The sequence below is a fragment of the Echinicola shivajiensis genome (genome assembly GCF_018642165.1).
Lineage (GTDB): Bacteria > Bacteroidota > Bacteroidia > Cytophagales > Cyclobacteriaceae > Echinicola > Echinicola shivajiensis.
Map to the genome: position 1 here is coordinate 26,703 of NZ_JAHHZM010000011.1, position 25,093 is coordinate 51,795.

Genomic DNA, 25,093 nt, shown 5'->3' on the forward strand with positions numbered 1-25,093 from the left:
TCGATTAATACTCCCAGAAATCAGGTTTTTCCTTTTGTCCTCTTAAGGTACAGTCTGTACATTTTCTGCTTGACCCAAGGTAACCAATGATTATCCTTGGATCATTGGCGGCAGTTAATGCAGCTACTGGCACCCTATAATTATTATTGAAATTTTCTGTAACATATCGCACCTCAACAGTATCTACTGAAAATTCACAGCCCGCATAAAAAGGGATATTGACACGCCAATTTAATATTTCATGACGGCCAATGTATATTCGCTTTTCCACGGAAGTCCCTACGGTAACATACCCTATTGCTTTTATTTCATCATTGGATTCATGATGGATATTGCTGCTCAAATTTGAAGGTAAGGGGCTGAATATTCCTCCGATATCATCCGCATTTTTCCTAAGTATTTCATAGAAATCATATGCCTCTTTTGGTATGGCTCTTTGCTGGACCAAAATAGAATATCGCCTTCCCAACTTTTCTGAGCCAAAGGGAATCTGCTGAATTTCTCTTTGATAAATGATTTGGTCCCTATATTGGCCGGAAGAACCTATGATAACCTTATTTGATTTTTCTGAAAGAAAGCATTGATCAGTCATTTCATCAGGAGTCCTGGCCACAATGGTGTCCCTGGTCTCACTTCGCCTAACATATTTGAGTAAGCTGATAATAGGCGTATTGAAGATCCATGTTTCTTCAAAATTCCAAATGAAATATTGGGCATTTGCCTCTCCCTTGGTGTTGAGGTAAACCTCTACATCATCATTTTCATTTTGGAAAAAGCCTACTGAATCTATGGGCGGGCTAATTTGGGGTTTTATCCATTCACTTAGGTACCTACCCTTTTCTGGTACATTAATGTTCAATCTATATTCTTGTTCACTGTCCAAATAAGTATCCAGCAGGTAATTACCTGATTGATCACCTTGCATAGGAAATTGGATAAGCTCCCCTCCCGGGCTTTGGTATTCTACAATTACTTCTCCATTGGGTATGTTTTGAAAGGAAGACCCATCGGAAAAAATGGGAGAAGTATAACTTAAACTCACTTTTGAAACACCACCCTCTACTTCTATATGCCCTTCCACCACGAGAATTTCAAGTTCTTCCTGTTTGATTTCTGGATCATAGATCTCTCTGCATCCCCAGCTCAGCAGAGGAAGCACACAATAAAGCAGCTTGATATATATATTTTTCATCCTCAATTCAGAATTTAAAATTATAAGTAATATAAGGAATAGGCTGGGCAAATATGGATAGCTGGTACCCTCTCAAAATCCCATTTACAGGAGTAAAGTATACAGAATAGGGATTGCTTCTTCCCAATACATTATAGACGCCCAAAGACCATGAGGCGTGGGCCAATTTCTTGATTTTATGACTTCCCTCTAGATTCAAGGATAGGTCAATTCGGAAATAGTCAGGTATTCGGTAGGCATTTCTATCTGAATAATAAACCTGTTCGGAACCATTATAGTTAAACTTGGCCACAGGTAGTGTAATAGGGCGTCCAGTGCTGTAATTGGCATTCATCGAAATGTTTGCCCTTTTGTTAAACTCATAATTGGTCACCAGCATAATATCATGAGGCTGATCAAAGTTACTCGGATACCACTTTCCATCATTGACCTTTTCAGCAAGTTCATCAGGGGATGTTTTAAGAAGCGACCTGGAGTAAGTATAGCTAAGCCAACCACTCAATCTACCTGTGGGCTTTTTTATCATCAATTCAGCACCATAAGCTCTTCCATCGGTATTGAGTACATCCTGCTCTATTTCATTATTGAGCAATAGTTCTGCCCCACTTCTATAATCAATAAGGTTTTTCATGCTTCTATGATAGACTTCAATAGAAGTTTCCACTAGGCCCTGACCAAGGTTTTTGTAAAAGCCCAAAGATACCTGATTACCCTGTTGAGGTTTAACAAATGGATCACTGAGTTTCCAAGTGTCCGTTGGAGTAATCGAAGAGGTATTGGTTAATAGATGGATGTATTGTCTGGTAGTATGGTATCCGGCTTTTATTGAGGTAAAATTGTCTAAAATATATCTCGCAGACACCCTGATTTCAGGTGCATGATATGTTTCTATGATTTCATTATTGCCATATGATTTTTGACCTATAATGGTAGACTCGTTTTTGGCTAAGCCGGGGGAATATTCATACAAGTCGTTTGGTCCGAGAAAGCTATACAAAACATACCTTAGTCCATAATTGATACTGAGTTTGTCATTGATTTCGAAAAGATCATTAATAAAGAACGCTGTTTCCATGGCCGTTTCCCCATTAACAGTCTCTGGAACAACTATGGAAGATGGTCCTATAGCTTGCCTTCTACCGGGGTTAAGCTGGTAGTAGATATTGTCCAAGCCAAAGTTAAGGTGGTGACGATCATTATAATCGTAGTCAAAATGGGCCTTAAAATTGTACTGGGCGATATCAAAATCAAAGTCAAAGGCACTCAAACTATCTTCCCTACCTTCTATCCCAAATTGATAATGGTCATATCCTAAGATAATTTCACTTTCCAGCCTTTTGCTGAAATAATGGGTCCAATTGATATTGAAATTTCTGTTGCTGTAATTATATAAGGTGTCGGCATCAAAATTGAAATCATCCTGGCTCCAATAAGAGGAAAATTTCAAGATATTATTATTGTCAAATTGATGTTTCAAGTTGAGGTTTAGGTCATAAAATGAGGCTCCAGCAGCATCTAAATCCGATCTATCATTAACTAAATTCAATAGCCAATTACTATAGGTCGTTCTTCCACTGACCAAAAAACTGGTATTATCTCCTAAAGGCCCATCCAGTGTCAGTCTACTCGTCAAAAGCCCAATACCACCTTTTCCGTGCAGCTTCTCCTGATTACCATATTTGCCCTGTATATCCAAAACAGAAGAAAGCCGTCCTCCCAAATCAGCTGGCATCCCTGCTTTATGCAACTCGACATTATCCACCATATCCGCATTGAAGGAGGAAAAAAAACCGAAAAAGTGTGAAGGATTATAAATGGTGCTGTGGTCAAGTAAAATCAAGTTTTGGTCAGCCGCCCCCCCTCTTACATTAAAGCCCACGCTGGACTCCCCCACTGTCTTTACACCCGGCAAAGTCAAAATGCTTTTGATGACATCAACTTCACCCATGGATGAAGGAAGCTTCTTCATGGACTCTATGGACATTACCTCCACGCCCATTTCTGATCGATTGATATTGGAGAGCCTATCAGAACTTACCACCACTTCATCCAAAGAAACAATGCTTTCATCAATTTGCAGGTGCAAGTTTCCATTTCCCAAAAGTTCTATTTGCCGCTGTTCCTGAAACTGGCCCAAATGCTGGATAAACAGGGTGTGACGGCCAACGGGCAGTGAAATGCTAAAACGACCATTTTCATCTGTGACTACCCTGGTATAATCATTCTTCTCAAAAATAACTGCTCCAAAAACAGGCTCACCGGATTTTAAGCCATAAACAGTACCTGTCAATGAAGCTTTTTCTCCAGTTTGCAAAGGCTCAGGTGCACCGATACGCCATAATTTGTTTTTGGTATAAGCCCTGTCCAGATAACTCTCGTTATTCTGAATTTGTTGGTCGCTTTCGGAGGACTCCTTATCAAAAAAATCATTGGACAATTGCGTATGGAATTCTTGAGAACGGTGAATAAACACCCTTTTTTGGCGATCGATGGTATAGTGGAGTTCTGTTTCACTAAAAATAAGATCTAGGATATCTTTCAGATCATTTTGACTGGCACTGACATTCACCTGAATGCCTTCAATATCGTCCCTTTTAAAGAAAAAGCGATAGTTAGTTTCTTTTTCTATGGCATTGACAAAGCGTGCAAAGCTGATCCCGGGGAACAAGCCAGAAATCTTTTCATCTTCAACTTCCTGGGAAACAGCTACCAAAGGAAAAAGATTAAAGACGATGCTAAAGCATAAAATCAACCTGTAAACTTTCATCACTTAGTTTTTAGATACATTTGACAAGTGAGCTTGAACAACAACCACCAAACTTTCCGCTGTTTGCTTTTTGAACTTAAGCTGTTCTTTCTTGAGGACCTTATTCATTTGCTTTTTAGGAATTCCCAGCAACGAAGCCAAATCCTTTTTCTTCTTAATCCGGTAAAACTGGCCATTTGAAAAAATAAAAAAATGGGTATTATGAATGAAATAAAACTTCCGAACGTCGTCGCTGCTAACCTCCTTTTTTAATTCATCCACTTTGCTGTGCTTAGCCAATACTGCCATTTCTCCCTCCAAGAGTACTTCGTAATATCCATTTTTGTGAAGGTAGTAATCAGTATTTCCATTGATTTTAATAAAATATCTACCATTTCCCATGGTAAACGAATCCACTTTTCTGGCATTTAATATTATTCTCTGATAGTTATTGGGATGGAAAGTGACAAGCTGATCTTTCTGAATATCATAATTCAAAAGGATGTTCTCAAAGAAGAGGCCATTAATACTTAAGCTGCCTTCTGTAAATTCCGATGATTCCAAAAATGCAGTTCCTTCGATATGAAACGCTTCACTCACGGCATATTGACCTCCTGAATACACTTCCTGAGGGTTGGGAATCAGCTTCAAATAGGAAGCAATCAATTCTTGTGGGACAGCATCATTGATTTGGGAATAAACCGATCGAGATAGCGTCAGACAATACAGTATAATGCTGAACTTGTAAAAATGTTTCATAGTAAAACAAAATAATAATGTTCCATAAAATAAACAGGAGATCATTAACAAAAAACATGAATTATATATACGGTTTGTAATTTCTTTAGTTCAGATAGGAGTATAAAGTCATTAGGAGAAAGTCATGGGTATTGAGTATTGAGATGATCATTAGAGAGTTGTATGGTATTGAAGAAATCAATCGTATTGGAGGATGGAGAATTCTGAAATTTATAATCCCTGCACCGCAATTTTTATAAACACCTGAAAAACAAATTAAAAAGAATCAAATTATCGAAAGAATACTTTGCAACCCAATCCGTCAACTTCTGCCAAAGTTAAAAGTTACTGAACTAAACAACATGTTTATTTAATCATTTTTTTTCTATAAATTATACCAATAGTTTCTCTTTAACTAAACCTTTGTCCCATAAAATTGATTGTTATGAAAAAAATCACATTCAGTATTCTGGCATTAATATTTTCTCTACAAATAGAAGCCCAGCAAATAAGCATATTTGATGAATCTGTCGTCATAAAAGAAAACCTAGAACCTATCATCCCACGACCAGAACAAGAGAAAATTGCGAATCAAAAATTAAAAGACTTAGCATCAAAAACAGGTCAAAAGCCCAATATACTTATCTTTCTGGTGGATGATCTGGGATGGGGAGATATTGGTGTAAATGGCGGAGGTGTAGCCGTCGGGGCTCCTACTCCAAATGTTGATCGTCTGGCACGAGAAGGTAAGCGTTTTACATCTTTCTATTCTACACCAACCTGTACCTCATCAAGAGCGATGATGGTAACCGGAAGACAACCTATTAGAAGTGGACTTACCCGACCATTACTGAGTGGAGACAAGGTTACTACTAACCCTTGGGATATAGAAGTTACACAAGCAGAACTGCTTTCATCAGCTGGCTATCAATCGGCTCTGATAGGAAAATGGCATGTTGGTGAAGGTGAAAATATGTTGCCCCATGAAGTTGGTTTTGATTACTTCTATGGGCTTCCAGCAGTACAATCGGACTATAGCCAGTTTTTGGTGGAAAGACAATATTCAGATATGATCAATAATAAGGAGCTTCATGATAAAGCATTTCAACTGCAACCAGAAGGACTGATCATGGGGAAAAAAGGTGGGCCGAGAGAGGTTGGTTTTGAAATCAATAATATTGATGATCTCCGACAAATCGACGAAAGACTAAAAGAGGAATCCATCAAGTTTATCAATAATAATACTGACAAGCCATTCTTTCTAGTTCACTCATTTACCGCCATCCATAATGACACTTACTGTGGCGAAGAATATATAGGCAAAAGCCCTGCTGCAATGCCAGTTAAAGATGCCATTGTTCAAATGGATGATATTGTGGGAGAGATTATGATGGTACTTGAAGATAATGGTCTGCTTGAAAACACCTTGGTCTTTTTTACCTCAGACAATGGAGCAAATGAAGATGTATTTCCAGATGCGGGATACCACCCTTGGCGTGGCGGAAAAGGAACGACCTGGGAAGGTGGTGTCAGAGTTCCTGGAATAGCTTACTGGAAGGGAATGATCGAACCAGGACAAGAAACCAATGAACTGATAGACCTTTCTGATCTTTATATGGTTTGCTTGCGTTTAGGAGGCGTATTGGATCAACTTCCAAATAATTTATATTTTGATGGTATAGACCAAACTTCATATTTGTTAACTGAAAACGGACGCTCCCATCGTCAAGTAGTATTTTTATGGAACTCAACTGATTTCTGTGCTTTGAGATGGAAAGATTACAAAGTCCACTTCCAGGTATTTGACGTAACTGAAACAAGAAGAAATATTGATGCCTCTACCCTCTCAAAGGTTGGCACTGCTCCATGGGTCTTCAATCTAAATGTTGATCCAAAAGAAATGGCTAGCGAGGGACACCGCTATTTCGAATGGGGTATGCCCGCTTCATTGGCCTTTTATAAGAGACATATTGCTACCATGAAAAAGTTTCCCAATACTGATATAGGATTAGGCTTTTAATTTAGAAACTAGATTTGATTCACCTCACTTAGCAGGATCAAAGGATTTTAAGAATGAAACTGGAACCTTTTTACTTTCGGTAACGAATCCTCGGGGTTCCATTTTTTTTGTTCTTTATTTAGATGTAAGACTGTTACCTAGACCGTGTGAAGCGAGGCACCCAAACACCAACTAACCAGCTTTTTATCAACAGATTACATATTTTACACTGTGTATTTTGTAAATTGTATTAACTGAACTTTAATCTAACAAGCATAAATATCAGAGTCATGAGCAATACAGAAGGATATGCCGCCTAGAAGCTAGACACTAAAGCCGTAGCTCCCTTATTATGCGCAGGAATTACTACCTATTCCCCGCTTATGCATTGGAAGGTAGGTAAAGACCAAAAGGTTGGAATTATTGGTCTTGGAGGTCTTGGACATATGGGGGTTAAATTTGCAGCTGCCTTGGGAGCACATGTAGTGATGATCACTACTTCGCCAGAAAAGGGTAAAGATGCCATGCACTTAGGAGCCAATGAAGTCCTTATATCAAAAGATGAAGAGCAAATGAAGGCCAACATTGGCAGTTTTGACTTTCTTTTAAATACTGTACCTGTAAAGCATGATCTCAATCCATATATTCCCTTACTAAAGGTCGGAAAAACCATGGTGGTATTGGGGGCAACGCCTGTGGACCTACATACTATGGGGATCATTTTCGGGAGGAAAAATATTGCCGGTTCGTTGATAGGTGGACTAAAGGAAACTCAGGAGATGCTAGACTTTTGTGCAGAGCACAATATTGTTTCAGACATAGAAATGATAAAAATGGAAGATATCAATGGAGCTTGGGACAGGGTAATTAAAGGGGATGTTAAATACCGCTTTGTCATTGACATGAAAGACTTTTAGACTTGGGCAATTGTACTTCATTCGATAACTAGCGAATTCAAAGGAAATCTAAAGCAGAAAAAGGAATTCATAAAATCGAATAGGAGCGTTGGGAGACTCCCTTATTTTTTATTCCAAGTCACTGTTTACCCAAAAGCTTAGAGCAGCATAAATCTGGAAAGATAGGAACTGAATTATAAAGTTATTTATTATCTAAGGTTCAAATCAGTACTATTTACTTGTTATAGTGGTAACAGCAGAAGAGGAATTTAACTTAATCCAGTTGGCAAGGTCGGCAGTAAAAGCCCTGGCACTTTTCGAGGATAGATGAAGACCATCTTTAAACTCATAGCTCGTTTCCTGCTTGGTAAAATCAATATAAGGCACTTCTAAATCTGAGGAAAACTCCATCATCAATTGATCAAAATCACCCATTAATCTTTCCTCAATTTGAAGAATTGGCTTTTCTAAAGGCATTCTAACAAGGTATACCTCACCAAAGTTTTTTAAAAATAAAATGGTTTCCATTAAATATTTTAATCTTACTTCAGAAAAAGTAAATTCCCTCAGATAGCCCTCGAACATTTCTACCATAACGCCAGTCCTGTATGAAATTGCATTCTCTGACATCTCCCTTTTGGTTTCAAACCAACCATTGTCATGCAGTTTGGATGGACCAGGTCTAAGCCATTGTAATGGTATTTCGTAAAAAGAATTTTTATAATGACCATTTAAATAATACCAATTGGGATCCAAATCCACTTTTTTCACTTCATGTAAGAACTTATTATTTTCATCAAAAATTGAGGTGTCATTTGGATCTTCTTTATAACTGGATATTCCCCAAGGATCAATAGTTACGATAAAGTAACTACCCCTAGCATTCTCATCTAACTTTCTTTTTATGCTATTAAGATATATAGAGCCATAGGGGGAATTATTAACAGAAAAGCTATAATTATAAATGGGGGCATTAAATAGCTCCATTAATTCAGCGTCCAATACATTTGGAACTATTCCTTGAGCGGCTTTGGAATTACCTATAATCAATGCGCTTTGCTTAGGGGTAGTAAACCTTCTATAAAAGGAATCTGTCCGCCCTTGGTCGAAAAATAAAACCAACCAAAAAGAAGTGATCGGGAATATGGAAAACAAGACTATTTTAGTAAAAAACCTTATCATATCATTCGATCCTATCATCCAATAAGCATTAATTTACTACTATTTTTTGAAGAGATTATTTTTTTTCACCAAAGATTTCGATCTAAAAAACAAATCATAAAAAACTGTTTACCAACTACTTAACACCATCAACAGAAAACTTCATCTTCAAAGCTTTAGATAAACTTAACACTAAAGCTGTAACTCCTTTACTCTGTACTGAAATCACTACCCATTCCCCAAGTGTACACTTATGTTGTGGAACAATGGTAAAGTCCAAAAGGTTGAAAATGGTGCTTCGGCATTAATGTAAAGGAACTTTTAACCTGAGCAATGTCAGTGTTCCCTTGTTTTTTATTGTCGACTTCAAGTTAGGACGCGAAATTGGAGAGACCGAAGAAGCGAGTTGGAAGGCTCCCTTATTTTCATTCCCATCATTATTCCGATAAATATTTGGAACAGCAGCCATAACTGATCTGTAATACCTACTAAGGAACTGGTAGAGCACTTTTTCAAGTGAGTCTATTTGCCAATGACTTGGAAGAATATAATTAGTGTACCAAATTGAAAAGTCCATCTTGGAATCTAATCGAGACAGCCCTTAATCTAAATACAGAAACAATTACATAGATTCATAGAGCATTATGAAATTTAGTCAAAAAAATAGCTAGCTTGACCTTTACTAATCCATTCATTATTTTCCTTTTCCATATAATTTACCCAGCCCATTTTTTTAGTCTGTCTTTTTCCATCCACCATCAAAAAATAATAATCCTGTCCACCGACAAATGCCTGATTTCGGTCAGCACTATATGCAATTTTATTTAGAACTGTATGATAGCCATCAGGCACATCATATCGGCTTTGCATAATTTCCCAGGCTTTGTGATCGTCATTTCCGAAAATAAAGGAATATTCACCATTTGAAATTAATTTCACTTCTTTATGGAAATTGATCTTGTTTTGGTCAAGGAAAGAAACAGAGGTATTTTCTTCCATAAACTTTTGAAACAATCCATCCTCCATCATCTTTAAAGTATTTGAATTAAAAAACAATTGTAAATCCTTTGATAAGGGAAGAATAATTGACGTTTCCTGCTTGACAAGCATATTACTTAAGGAATAATCCTCCAAAATCGTTTGATAAACCGAGTAATCCTCCAGATCTTGGAGGTCTGCACCATCAAGTTCAAATTTTGGAAATTCATGATTATCGGTTGTACATGCAGTAAAAGAAACTGCCATGACTAAATAGGCGATCAAAAACAATATCGTCTTCATCCAATTTCAATAAAATCTAAGTTTATAATAAAGTAGTTAAACTTTAAATTGAAGCTAAAAGTTTTTTTATTTTTAAAAGATCAGCCTTGGGTGAATTTATATTGAAAATGGTGTCTTGGAATTTGTTTTCTCCAATTTAAACGTTTCTAATCATTGCTGATTTTCATTTTGACAATGAACAAAGAAACATTAAACACCTTTAAATAGACTATTTATATTTAAAACCAGCACATTATCAGTTGAAAAAACAAGATCATATTTTAGTTCACTGGACATAAAACAATCATGGCACTTGTAAGACAGTTTATAACATTATTCTTATTGCTGATTTCTATATTTTCAATGGGGCAAAGCGCACAGGATACTTTTTCAAAGCCTACAATCTTATTTAAAATTACTCACCCCTATTCCCAAAATGTTTCCTATTTATTTGGAACACATCATGCTTTTGGAAAAGAATTTTTTGACTCCTTGACCAATGCCAATCAAGTTTTGTCTGCTAGTGATCTCTTAATCAAAGAAAACCTAAACGATCCGGAGAATTCGGCTGAGCAAATCATCAATAGGCGTACATTGATTACTGATTGGGACAAATATTTGAGCAAAAAGGATTTGGCATTTGTAGAAAGCCTATTTGCCACAAGTCCAACGAACTTCAACAAAATGACTCCCACTGAAATGTACGTTTTTCTTAACAGGCATTTTAAGCAGGAAGTTTGCCTTTCAAAAGTCCCTTCGGACACTTCAATGTCTTTAGATGATTATATCGGTTCAATCGCCAAACAACAAAACATAGAACTATTGGGGCTTGAAACAGCTGAAGAACAAATAAAACTGATCAATAAAGATGTGGAAGGAATGCCTCGAAAAACGCATCAAAGAAGGTTAAAAAACATCATCGAAAAAATGAGGACAAAAAACATCAAGGACTGTGTAGAAACCAACGGGTACAGTAACATGCAAATTGACTATCAATTGAACACTCCCTGCAGGAATACACTTATTTTAACTGACAGAAACAATAGATGGATGCAAACTTTAGAGAGTTTGCTAAAAACGAACAACTGCTTCATTGCTGTTGGATTAAGCCATTTAATGTATGAATGCGGACTGATTAACCAGATCCAAGATCTTGGTTATACTGTACAAGCCATAAATGTAAAATAATACAGTGAAGCTTATATTTTGAAGCCTCTTCAATCAATTCGGTAAAGCCCACTCAATACTGTATTAAACCTACTTCCCTATAATTTAAGCTGTTTGATTCATTCCTGAAACCGGTACGACCCTCACTCAAAAACAATCATAACATATTGAATATCTGATAGTTTAATCAATATATATATCGTATATTAAATAAAAAAGGCGCAATGTCAGATAAACAGAATACCTCAAACAACAAGGGAAAAATGGCACAATCAAGAAGAGGCTTAATCAAAACCTTGGGATTTGGATTAAGCCTGGCATCATTGCCTCCTTTTATCCCTTATCATATGATGGACATACCTGAAGAATCTCTTGATCATGGCGAAACTATAATTCCTTTGAATGAAAGGACATTTATGGAGATGCAGAAATTTATCGAAGAATGTATTGAAGCAAACAAAGAAAGTAATCCTCAAGAAGCTGTAAAGGAAGTATTAACCAGGGCTCTTTCAGATCCATCTAAAATTTTAAAAAATATTGGAGAACCCAGGGAAGCTGGCTTAAAAGTCTTTCTCCGCTCAAAAGAGCTGACCATATTTGCTGCTACTTGGACCCCTCAAATGAACCTCATGCCACATAATCATCTAATGTGGGCAAACATTGGTATTTATACTGGTCGGGAAGATAATATTCTATGGGAAAGATCTTCAGAAACATTAGAAGCAAATGATGTTAGGTGTTTATTTGAGGGAGATGTTGCTACGCTAAATCCCAATGCCATTCACTCAGTAACCAATCCCTTACAGCGTTTTACAGGCGGGATTCATATATACGGAGGAGATTTCTTTGCCACCGCGCGTAGTCAATGGGATCCTGAAACACTAAAAGAAGAACCGTCCAACGGTGAAGTAATTAGAAAAATCTTCCAGGAGGCTAATGAACAATTAGAGCGGATGAAAAATAAATAGACTTATAAGCATTCAGAGTTATTTATCAGAAAACCATATTAGACCATATATTTTACCCTCCCTTAAATCTTATTAAGATTCTTATTTTAATCTTTTGCAATCACACTAGGAATGAATTGAAAGCCATTTAAATTATCTATTTAATTGAAATTTCATTAAATATTCAATAATCCTTTCCACTGATGTATCAATAGATAATTGATGTGTCTTTATTTGAATATGGGGATTTCTTGGCTTTTCATAAGGTGAATCTATACCAGTAAAATTGGTAATTATCCCAGATCGGGCCTTTTGATATAAACCTTTGACGTCCCTTTCCTCACAAACTTTCAGTGGGCAGTCAACATGAACCTCAACAAAATTTTCTTCTCCCACCAATTCACTGATCATCTGACGTTCATTTTCAAAAGGGGAAATAAAAGCCGCAATAACAATCAGTCCTGCATCCAACATTAACTTACTCACTTCCCCTACTCTACGAAGGTTTTCTATTCTGCCTTCTTTAGTGAAACTTAAATCTTTATTGAGACCTGACCTCAAATTATCACCATCCAGTAAATAGGTTTTATATCCCTTATTATATAAAATGGTCTCGGTTAAACTAGCCAGAGTTGATTTCCCTGAACCTGATAATCCCGTAAACCAGAGTAAAAATGGTTTTTGCTTAAGCAAAATTATCCTATCTGATTGCGTAATCTTAAACTGATTTGGAAAAACATGAGCAGTCATAAGGTATAATATTTTCACAAAAAGGCGGGAAATTCCGCTAATTCCGGTGTTCGCAATATCTAAAAATAAACAATTCCTAATAATTGGATCGTATCTTTTTAAATCATATCCTGGATAAAGAAACTGTTATAATATAAATCCTGTAAAAGAAGAAGATCAATAAAAGAGCTAGTGAAAGCATTCCTATTTTCTTAATAAATGAGATTAGGTCAATGGTTTTCTATAACCCAATATTGGTTTAGTTTAAGTTTTGAATTTCCTCGATTTTATCTTTCAATAGCCCCGCTGCCAAGTCCACTCCATATTCATTCCAATGGGTATCTTGCCTTTGGTAATACTCTCCATCCTCCTCCAACATTACTTTTAACACATTGATATTATTGATCCCAAGACAATCCAGTCCTGCATGAATACCATTAAGGTACTTAGGGAAATCAGACTTTTGTAAGACTTTATTATAAACCGTTTCTTTAGTCGGTATAGGCATGACAATTAATTTTATTCCCTGATTATCACAATAATCCTTATAGCCAATCAAGCTAGTTAGAGAATGAATTTTGTCCTGATTATTGAAAATCTTGTAATTTTCACCTTTATATAAATACTGGTCCTTAAGCTTTGGATACACTGGCTTTTCCTCAAACAATTTATGGCGTAAAAAATATGCCCAATGAACCCTGCTGATCTTATCCCAAACCAAATTAAGTTGATATTCATTTATCCAATTAGTAACAGGTACCTTAATCATATCATATTTTCCGGATGTATAAGGCACAAAAGTCTCAGGGAACAATTTTTCAGCAAATTCATAAACCAAAATATCCGGCTTTTCTACCAATCCTTTTTTTAACATTATATCAAAGGTCCTTAAAGGAACAGGGGCCATATTATATACCTTTATCTGCCCATTGTATAATCTTGTCAATTGGTTGGACAATATTTGACTCTGGTTCAAGCCAGTTCCCACTATAAAAGAATCTCCCAACAAAATGATATCAGGATTTTTAATAAAGTAATCATTTCTAAAACCATATTCATCAGTAATCCAGCTGTTCAGAGAATATATTGCAGAGTCTGCTCCATCACTCAAATCCCCCCTCTCCAACATTTCCAGAGATTGGCTTTGATAGAACTGACCATAAGTCAACATATCTTTTTGATAGGAAATAGCCTCCCAAAACCTATGAGTCCAAAATGTATGTGGCAAAACAAATACTTCCACACAGCCCAAAAAGATGACCGGAATAAGAAAAACTCCTATTTTCTTAATAAAAAAAGCTTTCATGTTACAATTGACTTTTAATCCATCTACCAAGATCCTTTGATATCGTTCTCCCGGACTCTTGATACAAGTGAATACCATCAGTGTAGATGAATTTCCCTGCCTGAGAACTATAATCTTTATAGGCGACCTTATATTTGTCGCTTATTTTGTCCATCATTTTTTGAAAGTCAGGAAGAACCAACTGATCATATTTCAATATCTTAGGATGCGCTGGCATATAAACCAATACAACCTTTCCATGATTCTTGAGTTCGATAATGGTTTTTTCCAAATACTTCAATCTGGTTTCTGAAAGCTGGAGACTTTTGTAACCACTTTCAAACTGCCTCACCTTTTGTTGTATTCTATAATTTACCGTTGCTGTATCCATAGGCAATACTAGTTCCAGCCAGCCATTATTTCTGTGTAAGCGTTCATTGGCAGGTCTGAAGTAACGGTGTATAATTTCGTAATAGGATGGACCAAACCAATTCATCATATAAACCAAATGAGGCTTAAAATTTTGGTTTTGCAGTTCAGCCAAAGGTGAATCCCTCTCTGGGAAAAATACCGGATCATTTGGATGGTTACCTCCCTCCACCAATGCCCAAGGATCAACAGTAACTATAAAAAGTCCATCGATTGTCTTTTGATCCAACTTATCCATAATGCTTTCAAGATAGATTGGACCATAGGCAGAATAACCTATTCCAAAACTATAATTATACAGACCTGAGGATAATGGTGTATCAATTCCCTCTTCTACAAACTCAGGTATCAATCCCTGAGCAGCCCTTGAATTCCCAACAATCAATGCGCTCTTTTTTCCTGTAGTAAAACGCATACCAAATGGATCCGCATTACCACCTTCAACGGCCCAAACTGCCCAAAAACTTAATGCAAGCACCAACGAAAACAATATGCATTTCTTCAGAAAACCCCACATACTAAAACTGAAAATAAATGAATTCCTGCTCCTTGGTGGCAAACAGGAATATCATCATCACAATACTATAATAAAAGCCATAGCGCACAAGAGAAGGCCACTTAAAACCCATCCTTTGGATTGCAAAATCATCTTCCCTGCCCATCCATTCAATAAAGACAAAACAAATAATCAAAATTGTAAATAAATAGATTCTTATATCCATCTGTGGCTTTGAGAAAAGATCCATTGACCACAAGCCCTGAAAATACACCCATGCATCTGATAAGGAAGCGGAGCGGAAAATCACCCATGCCAATGTTACCAAAACAAAATTGACCAATATCAAGCCCATATCCTTCCAATGTGGAAAGGTTTGTCCCTTTGCCACAATCTCCATATGATTCCTATGTTTATTATTGAGCATTAATGGTAAAAATAGCAAGGCATTCAATCCACCCCAAACCACAAAGGTCCAATTGGCCCCGTGCCATAGGCCTGAAACCAAAAAGACAATCAAGACATTGCGCATGGTCATCATTTTATTTTCTTGATTTCCTCCTAAAGGAATATAAACATAATCCCTAAACCATGAGGACAAAGAAATATGCCATCTTCTCCAAAATTCAGCTATATCCCTTGAAAAATATGGATAAGCAAAATTCTTCATAAGATCAAAGCCCAACAGCCTTCCAACACCTATCGCAATGTCAGAATAACCTGAAAAATCCCCATAAATCTGAAAGCTGAAAAATACCGCCCCCACTGCCAAATTACTTGCTGGCTGATCGGAAGGGTTGGTAAAAACTTGATCAACAAATACGGCACAGTTATCCGCGATCACCATTTTCTTGAATAGCCCCCAAAGAATTTGTCGCATCCCATCCATGGCCTTAGCATAATCAAATGTCCTTCTCTTCATAAATTGCGGCAATAAATGCTTAGCACGTTCAATTGGCCCTGCCACTAACTGAGGAAAAAAGCTCACATAGGCAAAAAATGCAATTAGACCTTTGGTGGGATTTAATTTACCCTTATAAATATCCAAAGTATAGCTCATCGTCTGAAAAGTATAAAAGCTAATCCCAATAGGCAGGATCAATTTCAACGAGTAATCATTTGCCTGGAAACCCAAACTATTTATTAAGTCAGTTGCAGACCCAATGAAGAAATTGAAATATTTGAAAAATCCCAATAGCCCCAAATTAAAGGCCATACTGAGACTAAGGTATTTCTTCCTTCCCCTAAACCATGATAAAGGACCTTTTGATATATTTTCAGAAATTTGATATTCTTTAATAGCACCTAACTTTAATCCACATAAATAATCCACTAAGGAGCTGGCAGCAATGAGGCTCAAAAAACGCCAATCCCACCAACCATAAAAGAGGTAGCTGGCCAAAAGCAAAAATGCATTCTGAGCCTTCAGGTTCTTTTGGAACACTGACCAATAAAGCAGAAATACTATAGGAAGAAATATTAAAAACTCTATGGAATTAAAAAGCATATAATATTTAGGCTAGGGTGTGGATCAATAAGGTAAATTTAAATTAATCAAAAGCGATTATTATTAAAAGAAGAAAGTTCAAGTAATTGATCTAAATCGAAAAAACATCAAAATAAATCTGTTCCAAATCTTTAACAAAGCGATGACTTGGAACAATTAATAATAGGAGTCTTCATACTCAGTATTCCAACTTTGAAAAGTTAACCACATTTTGAACTCTTGTTCCTTCCCACTACCCGCTTCAAGCATCAATCGCTCCCATTTACTATAAAAAGCCCAGAAAGTAAGGGCTTAGGGGACTTTCTGGGCTGGTTTAAGCAAAAAGTTGACAAATCTATCTTCTACCCTCAGCCTTATGGTAGATGAGCATAACCATGTTTATTTTTCCATATAAAATATTTTTCTAAGGCCACCTTACCTAGGTCATTAAAGATATTTGGGATCATAATGGCAAACTGTCTAGGTTTAAAAAGGTGATTCGCTAATAGGTACACTTCCTTATGCCCTGCATCCATAACACATACTGCAGGAATTTTTCCCCATTCTTTTTCAATCAAGTTTTCCTTACCATTAATTAACCTTAGGATATTCTTGGCAACTATTTTACCAGTCACATCACTTGGGTATCCTGTTTTTGGTACACCAAATGGCGTATTCCTTATTTCAAATGGTACCGCCACCTTGACTGCCAAACCTGCCGCAAATACATTTTTATAGCCTATATGCTGGTACGCAGCATTGGTTTCAACAAACCCCTTTTGATCCACCAATTTTGGACTGGCTTTCATCACCTCGGCTCCTTCAAATGGAGGCATAAGCATAGCCATTTTATAGGGCAGTTCCTCTCCAGTTTTAAGGATGATCTTATTGTCCTCAATTTTGTCTATGCTGGCATCTGTAATCCACTTAATATTGTACATTTTCATAAATGTCTTGAGCATGGACTCTCCTCCAGGCATTCCATCAATACCAAAATTACCTAGATATGGCTCGGGAGTGATCCAATATAGTTTTACTTTATCCCTAACATTTCTTCTTCTTAGCTCCTTATCCATATTGAAAAGGTATTCGTAGGCGGCTCCCATGCAGCTAGCTCCTTGAGTGGCGCCAATAACCACCGGACCAGGGTTTTTAACCAATTCTTCAAAAGCCTCATAAGTTTTCAATGCCAATTTAGGAATCACAATATTATTGATCTTATTGTCCTCAGGTTTAAGCCCATCAAGAATGTCAAAATTCATTTTCACCCCAGTGGCGACCACAAGGTATTCATAATCTAGGATCTCGCCATTATTCAAAATCACTTGGTTATTATCAGGATCTACAGATTTGGCAGCCTGCTGAATAAAATCTATTCGCTTCTTATTGAATATTGGCCTAAGGTCAAAACGTATATCCTCTACTTTCCTTCTGCCGAAGGGAACCCAAATCAATGAGGGAACATAAAGAAAATCATGGCTCGGTGAGACAACGACGACATTATAATCGGCTTTGTGTTTTCCAAGCCCCTTTTGAATTTGGATGGCTGCAGTATAGCCAGCAAAATTACTACCCAGAATAATTATATTTTTCATGACGATCCGATTTTTGTCTATAATAAATTTACATTATTACACACTGATCCTGTGTAACTTTTGGCACACTGAAACCTGAAATTTGTCATGTTTAAAGACCAGAAAAATTGAGCCTTTTGGTCCCTAGAAAGTGAGTAAGAACAGTTAAAAAATGATGAGATAGTCCTCATAAAAATTGACTATCTCCGAATTACACTAAACTTTTCTGAAGTTTATGTAATAAGCTTACCAATAAATATTATCCTTTAGGACTCTTTCCTCCATACCTTCGGTTGGTTGGTAAAAATTGACTTTCACATTACCACTATAAGGGTTTATAATATCCTCCAACAATCCATCCTTAGCACCTATTATCTTAGAACTAAAATGGATATTTATCTCCTCAAGGTCCTTATAAATCAAGAAGTCTAGAATGTGATAAATATTCTGTTTATTGAAATTCATTAAGGTAATCTTTTTCACTCTTTCAAGGCTATAAATAAATTGATACGCTTCTGATTTTTGGGCATTCCTAACGAAAACCTCTTCCAGCATAAAGCCTTTATCAATATGTAGGCTATCATTTGGCCATTTTATTTTTGGTCCCTCTTCTAGACTTAGCTTATTCAGTCTTGACAATTGTGCCAACTTATTGAAATCAGATTCGCTATCCAATTTGCCTTTTATTTCCAATTCAAATATATTTTCTAAGGCATTGATTCCTTTAAATACATCATAATGAAATCTGTTCAACCTGTATGGCATTTCAATACATAAGTGTTCTACTTCACTCAACTGGTTGGGTAAAAAACCTTCATTATGGACAGCCAACTTCAACTCCCTAGATAATTGCCCCCATTTATCATTATAAAAGGAAAACGAGCTTTGTTTAAGTAGGGAAACAGATAATTCAGAGGCTTTTAGCAAATCATCCACCTGGTCTAGAACACTTTCCAATTGAGAAGCAAATTCATCTTTGGAAATGAATTTGGATTCTCCAGCTCCCTTCTTGGTATATAGTACATGTGATTCACCGAATTTTGACTTTAGTAATTCTTCAAGCTTACTTTCTTGAAATAAAACATCACGATACAAGCCAATTCCATGAAAAGCTTCAGGAACACTTTCCAAAACCCTTTGAATTTTAGCTTTGATCATATTGGATTGAAAAATTAAGAGGTAAATATCGGCATTCCCATTAAATCCATCAGGCATGGAAAAGGGAAACTCATCCCCTTTTTTAGATTTCTTATTACTAAATAAGAAATCATTAAATCGTTGAAACAATGCATTAACAGCCATATCATTAACATGAATTGGTTAAACAAAATATTAATAAAATAATGGCGACAAAAAATACCTAAAAAGGATATTTGAATGCCTTAATCAAAACAAGTACACAGCTTAATGCTGCGATGCTATTGCGTCATTTCAATTTCAACAAACAAATACGAACAAATTTACCTGACTGGATTAAAGAATCATGAATTTATCAAAAATCGTAAGCCTAAGTAGGTACAATGTCATTATTTGCACTTTAATTGAAATGAACTTCTTTAGACTAATTAGAGTACAAAAATCCAACCAAAAAATTTAGACAAAATAGGATAATTGATAGAATAATTATAAAAAACCCCGATTCAGGTAAATTGTAATTAATTATATTTTCTTTTACCAAATAAAATATAATTAATTACAATTGCTCCTTTAATGCTGAATGATATACTTCATTTATAAAACTTTCATGCTATACAGATACATAAAACTCCTTTATAAAATAAGTGTTTGCACTCCCCTTCCAACTGGGCTAAACTAACAAAATCCATGACCAGCCATATTAAATAATAGGTATGGCTTAAGTTCTTTCACTTTATTACTTTAGTAATCAGAAACAGGCAATCATTATACAATTAATTGATCAGCAAATCATAAACCCGAGTTAGTATGTCAATGAATACCATTTGTTATTTTGAAATCCAATCTTCCCAACCTGCAAGAGAAATAGATTTTTACAGGAATGTATTTGGTTGGGAATTTATTAGAGACGAAAGCGTACCTATAGAATTTTACCAATTAGACAACGCTGGATTAAATGCAGCGCTATTTAAAAGGCCTGCCAAAGTTCCTCCCAAGAAACATGGCACCAATGCATTTACGTGTTCCGTAGTAGTCAAGTCATTTGAACTTACTCAAAGATTAATTCTAAAAAATGGCGGGCAGCTAGCTATGCCCATGTTCTCTATTCCTGGAAAAGGCTGGCAAGGATATTTCATGGATGCTGACAATAATGTTTTTGGAATTTTTCAGGAAGATAGTTCCGCAGGTAAAAAGTAAAAGACTTGTTCTCCTAGAAACGAAGGTAAAAAAAACAATAATCTAGTAATTCCTTCAAAGTTCAACTCCCAGGATGGTATTTACAAATCCCATCCCCCGCCGAGAACCTTATAAAGATTCACGTAAGAGGACAATAATTGGCTTTTAGTAGAGATCAATATCTGGGCCGCATCAAAAGCCTGCCTTTGTTGCTCAAGGTACTCAAGGTAGGAAGTCACCCCTTTATCGTATCTTTGGAAAGAAAGCATCTCTGCATGATCAGCAGCTGTTACCCTTACCTGGGTGGCCTTCAGCTCTTCTTTTAATGTGGCAATTTGAATTAAAGCATCTTCTACTTCTCTGAACGCATTAATTGCAGAAGCTTGGTAATTGAGCACCGCCTGATTGCGCCTACTTTTCTCAATTTTCACGCGCTTGGCGTTTTGCCCCCAATAAAAGAGGGGGCCAAATAATCCACCCCCAATATTCCAAGCCATACCATTTGAAGTAAGGTCTGATAGGTCATCACTGGCAAGTCCCAATAATCCTGTCAAACTTATTGATGGCAGTCTTTGCGCCTGCGCAACTCCGACAAAGGCATTAGCAGCAATCAACTCCTGTTCGGCGGCCACCAAATCAGGCCTTCTAAAAAGCAGTTCACTGGGCAAACCCATAGGAATATCAATATTGATATCTTGATCTTCCAAAGCAACACCCATTTCAATAGCGCCAGGTCTATCCCCTAATAAGACATGTAAAGCATTTTCACTTTGATAAAACTGTCTCCGGTAAAACGGCACGGCTGAGGCTGCAATAGCTTGCTGTATCTGAGATTGATCCACATCCAATTGTGGAATAATACCTTCTTCAAACCTTCTTTCTACAATATAAAGCACGGAATCCCTGGACCTAAGAGTCCGCTCTGAAATATCCCAAAGAGCTTTAAACTCTAACATGTTAAAATAAGTTTGGGCTATTCCTGCTACCAAACTGATCTTTAAGGCTCTTGTTCCTTCAACAGTCGAAATATAGCTGGCCATTGCTGCCTCATTCAATCTCCTTAGTTTACCAAAAAAATCAAGTTCCCATTTCAAATTACCGGTAACAAAAACATTATTGGTAGGATCAGGAAGCCTGATCCCCTGATAATTACCCCTGGCATATCCGGCCTGCAAATCAATTTTGGGAAGCATTTCCCTTCTTTGGATTTGAAGCATATAGCTGGCCTGAATAATAGATTCTAAAGCAATGTTTAGATCCTGATTGTTGAGTAAGGCAACCTGAATCAGTGAATCCAAAACCGGATCTTCAAAAATCCCCCACCATTGGATTGCGGCCAAGGAATCTACCTCTAATGTATCCGTATTCACCAGCGAAGTATCCACTGCCAAGCTGGGATCTTCAAGATAAAATCTCTCTGGGACAATAATTTCTGTTCCATGGTAATTCTTCCCTACCTTACATCCCCAACTCAGAAATAAAGGGAGCAAAAGCATCCATAATATTTTCCCTTTTATTCTCATCAGGTATCGGATTTCTCTTTTGATTTTGCCTCCTCATATCTGCCCAATTTACCTATTAACAAGAAAAATTGCGGATACATAAACACCCCTATCAAAGTAGCCAAAACAATACCTCCCAACAAGGCTACTCCCATAACTTTCCGGGCCTCGGCCCCTGCTCCAGAAGCAAAAATCAGAGGCAAAATCCCCAGTACAAACGAAAACACCGTCATTAGAATAGGACGAAATCTCAGTTTTGCAGCTTCACAGGCTGCCTCATACAAATTCATCCCCTCGTCAAATTTGATTTTGGCAAATTCCACAATTAGAATGGCGTTTTTAGCGGCCATGGCAATTAGCATAACCAATGAAATTTGCGCAAAAACATTCAGCTCATAGGATTCACTAAACAACCTAAAAATAAACAAGAACAACAATGCTCCGAAAATAGCAAAGGGAGTCCCCAACAAAATACTAAACGGTAAAGTCCAGCTTTCATATTGGGCTGCAAGAATCAGGTAAACGAATACAAGTGAAAAGATAAAGACAACTGAAGTGGATCCTGAGGATTGCTTCTCCTGAAAAGACATATTAGACCAAGCGTAGCCCATGTCTTCTGGCAAGATCTCGTTCGCCACATCCTCTAAGGCTTCCAAGGCTTGTTGGGAGCTGTATCCTGAAGCTGGTGAGCCTGTAACTTCAGCTGATCTGTATAAGTTAAACCTATTGGTATATTCAGGTCCATAGGAATTTTTAACTGCAACTAAGGTATTCAGCGGGACCTGATCTCCTTTTGAATTTCTCACAAAAAACAAGTTCAAGCTTTCTTCATCCTGTCTATACTCAGGTTCAGCTTGTATATAAGCCTTATAAAGGCGTCCAAAGCGATTAAAGTCATTGACATATGCCCCTCCCAAAAACGCACCAAAGGTGGTGTACAGGTCATTCAGTTGCACACCAGTTTTCAATACTTTATCTCTGTTTATATCAATAAAACGCTGAGGAACTGCTGCCTGATAAGGACTAAATGCAGTGGCAATTTCAGGTTTTTCCATGGCCATCTTAACAAAATTGGCAGTATTCTCTGCTAAATATTCAGGACTATTACCGGCTTGGTCTTGGATGACTATGGAAAAACCAGATCCACTACCAAGTCCTGGTATAGCCGGTGGACCAAATGAAAATGCAGCAGCTTCCTTAATATTCATCACCAATGCTCCATTAATCTTCCTTGTTAGTTCTTTTACCGTATTTTCCCGCTCATTCCAGTTCTTCAATGAAATAAACATAAAGCCTGCATTTGTGGACAGGGCACCTGTTAAAAGAGAGAATCCCGAGGCTGTCGTCACCATTTCAATCTGCTCTTCCTGAGCCAATATCTGTTCTATTTTTCTTGCTACCACATCGGTCCTTTGTAAAGAAGCTGCATCCGGCAATTGAATATTGACAAACAAATACCCCATGTCTTCCTCAGGAATAAAGCCTCCTGGAACTTTTGAACCGATAAATGCAGCTGCAACACATACAATTAACAGGAACAAAAATCCCCTTTTCAACTTACCTGTGATTACCCTAGTCCATTTTGCATAGGCAATGGTAGATTTTTCAAATGTATTATTGAATCCGTTGAAAAACTTACCTAGTATGCCCCCATATGGCTCTTGTTTTCTCAATAACATGGCACATAAGGCCGGACTAAGGGATAAGGCATTCATGGAAGAAAACACCACAGAAACAGCAACCGTAATGGCAAATTGCTGGTATAATCGTCCTGTGATTCCCGCCATGGTAGCCACAGGAATAAAAACAGCAACCAAAACCAAAGTGGTTGCAATAACCGGGGCGGTTACCTCCTTCATGGCCAAAGTGGTAGCATCTCTAGGTGACATGCCCTTTTCAATATTAACCTGAACTGCTTCCACCACTACAATGGCATCATCCACCACTATACCAATGGCCAATACCAATCCCAGCAATGAAAGTACGTTTAAGGTAAAACCCAAAATCGGAAAAAGCATAAAGGCGCCTACCAGAGAAACAGGAATGGCCAAGGTTGGAATAAGGGTTGCCCGCCAATCTTGAATGAAAATAAACACGACCAAAATCACCAAGAGCAAAGCAATGACCAGGGTTACCACAATTTCCTCAATACCTGCCGTAATGGGCTCGGTAGAATCTAATGAAACAGTGTATTTCATACCCTCTGGAAAACTTCTTTCTAGACGATCCATAGTTCCAGTAATATTTTCTGCCAATTCAACTGCATTAGAACCTGGAGCCTGATAAATGGCCAAAATACTACTCTTTTTCCCATTCATACGGGTAATAGCTGAATAAGACTCAACACCCAACTCTACCCTGGCAATATCTTTAATCTTGACCTGCGAGCCATTTGAATCCGAACGAATGACAATTTCGCCAAACTCAGCTTCTGTCTGCAACCTGTCCGGCAGACGAACAGTATAAGTAAATTCTGTTCCAGCTGGAGCTGGTTCAGCGCCAAACTTACCGCCTGGAACAATTACGTTTTGAGAACGTATTGCATTGAGCATTTCAGGAATGGTAATCCCCATTTTTGATAGCAGGTCAGGTTTCACCCAAATCCGCATGGAATAGTCACTACTTCCCAAGACATCCACACGGCCAATTCCCTTGATCCTGGCTAACTGATCTTTGATATTAATCAGGGCATAATTGCCCAAAAAGTTCTGATCATACTTATCTCCATCCGAAGTTAGGGTGATGAGCATCAATATATTTGGTAAAGACTTCTCGGTTTTTACTCCTAGACGCTTAACTTCCTCAGGTAATTTTGCAGTGGCCGCCGCTACACGGTTTTGAGTAAATACAGTGCTTAAATCCGGGTCAGAACCCACATCAAAGGAAACGGATAATGACATGGTTCCATCATTGGAATTGGTAGAATTCATATAAATCATATTCTCCACCCCATTGATTTCCTGCTCCAAAGGGGCTGCGACAGATTGTTCTACAGAAACCGCATTGGCACCAGTATATGCTACACTTACCCTTACCACTGGAGGCGTAATATCAGGATATTGCTCTATTGGCAAACTCAGTAGAGAAACGGCGCCGACAATGACCATTATTATAGAAATGACAAAAGCTACTATGGGCCTTCTGACAAAAAAATGATGATCTTCTATCTTCAT

Annotated in this window: 19 protein-coding genes; 5 read left to right on the forward strand and 14 right to left on the reverse strand. The window is 37.3% G+C overall.

Features of this window, described 5'->3' with window-relative positions:
- Window positions 1–4: 4 nt before the first annotated feature.
- From KMW37_RS16650 to KMW37_RS16660, 3 genes are read right to left on the reverse strand one after another with little or no spacing between them, the layout of a single operon-like run.
- The gene (locus KMW37_RS16650; protein ID WP_215225788.1) at window positions 5–1,192 is read right to left on the reverse strand and encodes a DUF4249 domain-containing protein; all 1,188 of its coding nucleotides are present in this window, start codon (window positions 1,190–1,192) and stop codon (window positions 5–7) included.
- A gap of 7 nt (window positions 1,193–1,199) precedes the next feature.
- Window positions 1,200–3,959, reverse strand: coding sequence for a TonB-dependent receptor (locus KMW37_RS16655; RefSeq protein WP_215225789.1), 2,760 nt, complete (start codon window positions 3,957–3,959; stop codon window positions 1,200–1,202).
- A 3-nt stretch (window positions 3,960–3,962) separates the two neighbouring features.
- Entirely contained in the window at window positions 3,963–4,697 is a 735-nt protein-coding gene (locus tag KMW37_RS16660) for a hypothetical protein (protein ID WP_215225790.1), read from the reverse strand.
- A 424-nt stretch (window positions 4,698–5,121) separates the two neighbouring features.
- Between KMW37_RS16660 and KMW37_RS16665 the strand changes: the two genes are divergently transcribed.
- Window positions 5,122–6,696 (forward strand): sulfatase-like hydrolase/transferase, encoded by a 1,575-nt coding sequence (locus KMW37_RS16665; RefSeq protein ID WP_215225791.1) that lies wholly within the window; start codon window positions 5,122–5,124, stop codon window positions 6,694–6,696.
- Between the two features lie 362 nt (window positions 6,697–7,058).
- Window positions 7,059–7,592, forward strand: a complete 534-nt coding sequence (locus tag KMW37_RS16670) for a zinc-binding dehydrogenase (protein ID WP_215225792.1) — start codon at window positions 7,059–7,061, stop codon at window positions 7,590–7,592.
- A gap of 210 nt (window positions 7,593–7,802) precedes the next feature.
- On the opposite strand, the gene KMW37_RS16675 is transcribed toward KMW37_RS16670, so the two are convergent.
- The 3 genes from KMW37_RS16675 to KMW37_RS16685 form a co-directional block, all read right to left on the reverse strand.
- Window positions 7,803–8,771: a hypothetical protein gene (locus tag KMW37_RS16675; protein WP_215225793.1), complete on the reverse strand. Its 969-nt coding sequence runs from the start codon at window positions 8,769–8,771 to the stop codon at window positions 7,803–7,805.
- A 265-nt stretch (window positions 8,772–9,036) separates the two neighbouring features.
- Window positions 9,037–9,309: a hypothetical protein gene (locus tag KMW37_RS16680; protein WP_215225794.1), complete on the reverse strand. Its 273-nt coding sequence runs from the start codon at window positions 9,307–9,309 to the stop codon at window positions 9,037–9,039.
- A gap of 74 nt (window positions 9,310–9,383) precedes the next feature.
- On the reverse strand, window positions 9,384–10,013 hold the full coding sequence (locus tag KMW37_RS16685; RefSeq protein WP_215225795.1) for a hypothetical protein: 630 nt from the start codon (window positions 10,011–10,013) through the stop codon (window positions 9,384–9,386).
- 285 nt (window positions 10,014–10,298) lie between these two features.
- Between KMW37_RS16685 and KMW37_RS16690 the strand changes: the two genes are divergently transcribed.
- Together KMW37_RS16690 and KMW37_RS16695 are read left to right on the forward strand one after the other, a co-directional pair.
- Entirely contained in the window at window positions 10,299–11,180 is an 882-nt protein-coding gene (locus KMW37_RS16690; protein ID WP_215225796.1) for a TraB/GumN family protein, read from the forward strand.
- 203 nt (window positions 11,181–11,383) lie between these two features.
- Window positions 11,384–12,127 (forward strand): hypothetical protein, encoded by a 744-nt coding sequence (locus tag KMW37_RS16695; protein WP_215225797.1) that lies wholly within the window; start codon window positions 11,384–11,386, stop codon window positions 12,125–12,127.
- Between the two features lie 132 nt (window positions 12,128–12,259).
- On the opposite strand, the gene cysC is transcribed toward KMW37_RS16695, so the two are convergent.
- The 6 genes from cysC to KMW37_RS16725 form a co-directional block, all read right to left on the reverse strand.
- Window positions 12,260–12,856 carry an adenylyl-sulfate kinase gene (gene cysC / locus KMW37_RS16700; protein ID WP_215225798.1) on the reverse strand — a complete coding sequence of 199 codons (597 nt, stop codon included), beginning with the start codon at window positions 12,854–12,856 and terminating at the stop codon, window positions 12,260–12,262.
- Window positions 12,857–13,094: 238 nt separating this feature from the next.
- Entirely contained in the window at window positions 13,095–14,141 is a 1,047-nt protein-coding gene (locus KMW37_RS16705) for an alginate O-acetyltransferase AlgX-related protein (protein ID WP_215225799.1), read from the reverse strand.
- 1 nt (window position 14,142) lies between these two features.
- Entirely contained in the window at window positions 14,143–15,027 is an 885-nt protein-coding gene (locus tag KMW37_RS16710) for a hypothetical protein (protein ID WP_215225800.1), read from the reverse strand.
- A gap of 40 nt (window positions 15,028–15,067) precedes the next feature.
- On the reverse strand, window positions 15,068–16,552 hold the full coding sequence (locus KMW37_RS16715; RefSeq protein ID WP_215225801.1) for an MBOAT family O-acyltransferase: 1,485 nt from the start codon (window positions 16,550–16,552) through the stop codon (window positions 15,068–15,070).
- 353 nt (window positions 16,553–16,905) lie between these two features.
- Entirely contained in the window at window positions 16,906–18,126 is a 1,221-nt protein-coding gene (locus tag KMW37_RS16720; RefSeq protein ID WP_215225802.1) for an NAD(P)/FAD-dependent oxidoreductase, read from the reverse strand.
- A 225-nt stretch (window positions 18,127–18,351) separates the two neighbouring features.
- Window positions 18,352–19,407, reverse strand: coding sequence for a hypothetical protein (locus KMW37_RS16725; RefSeq protein WP_215225803.1), 1,056 nt, complete (start codon window positions 19,405–19,407; stop codon window positions 18,352–18,354).
- A 642-nt stretch (window positions 19,408–20,049) separates the two neighbouring features.
- Between KMW37_RS16725 and KMW37_RS16730 the strand changes: the two genes are divergently transcribed.
- Window positions 20,050–20,439, forward strand: a complete 390-nt coding sequence (locus KMW37_RS16730) for a VOC family protein (protein WP_246581542.1) — start codon at window positions 20,050–20,052, stop codon at window positions 20,437–20,439.
- A gap of 80 nt (window positions 20,440–20,519) precedes the next feature.
- On the opposite strand, the gene KMW37_RS16735 is transcribed toward KMW37_RS16730, so the two are convergent.
- Together KMW37_RS16735 and KMW37_RS16740 are read right to left on the reverse strand one after the other, a co-directional pair.
- A complete protein-coding gene (locus KMW37_RS16735) occupies window positions 20,520–21,941 on the reverse strand; it encodes an efflux transporter outer membrane subunit (RefSeq protein ID WP_215225804.1) in 1,422 nt (473 codons plus the stop codon).
- Entirely contained in the window at window positions 21,941–25,093 is a 3,153-nt protein-coding gene (locus KMW37_RS16740) for an efflux RND transporter permease subunit (RefSeq protein ID WP_215225805.1), read from the reverse strand. Before KMW37_RS16740 ends, KMW37_RS16735 begins: the two co-directional genes overlap by 1 nt.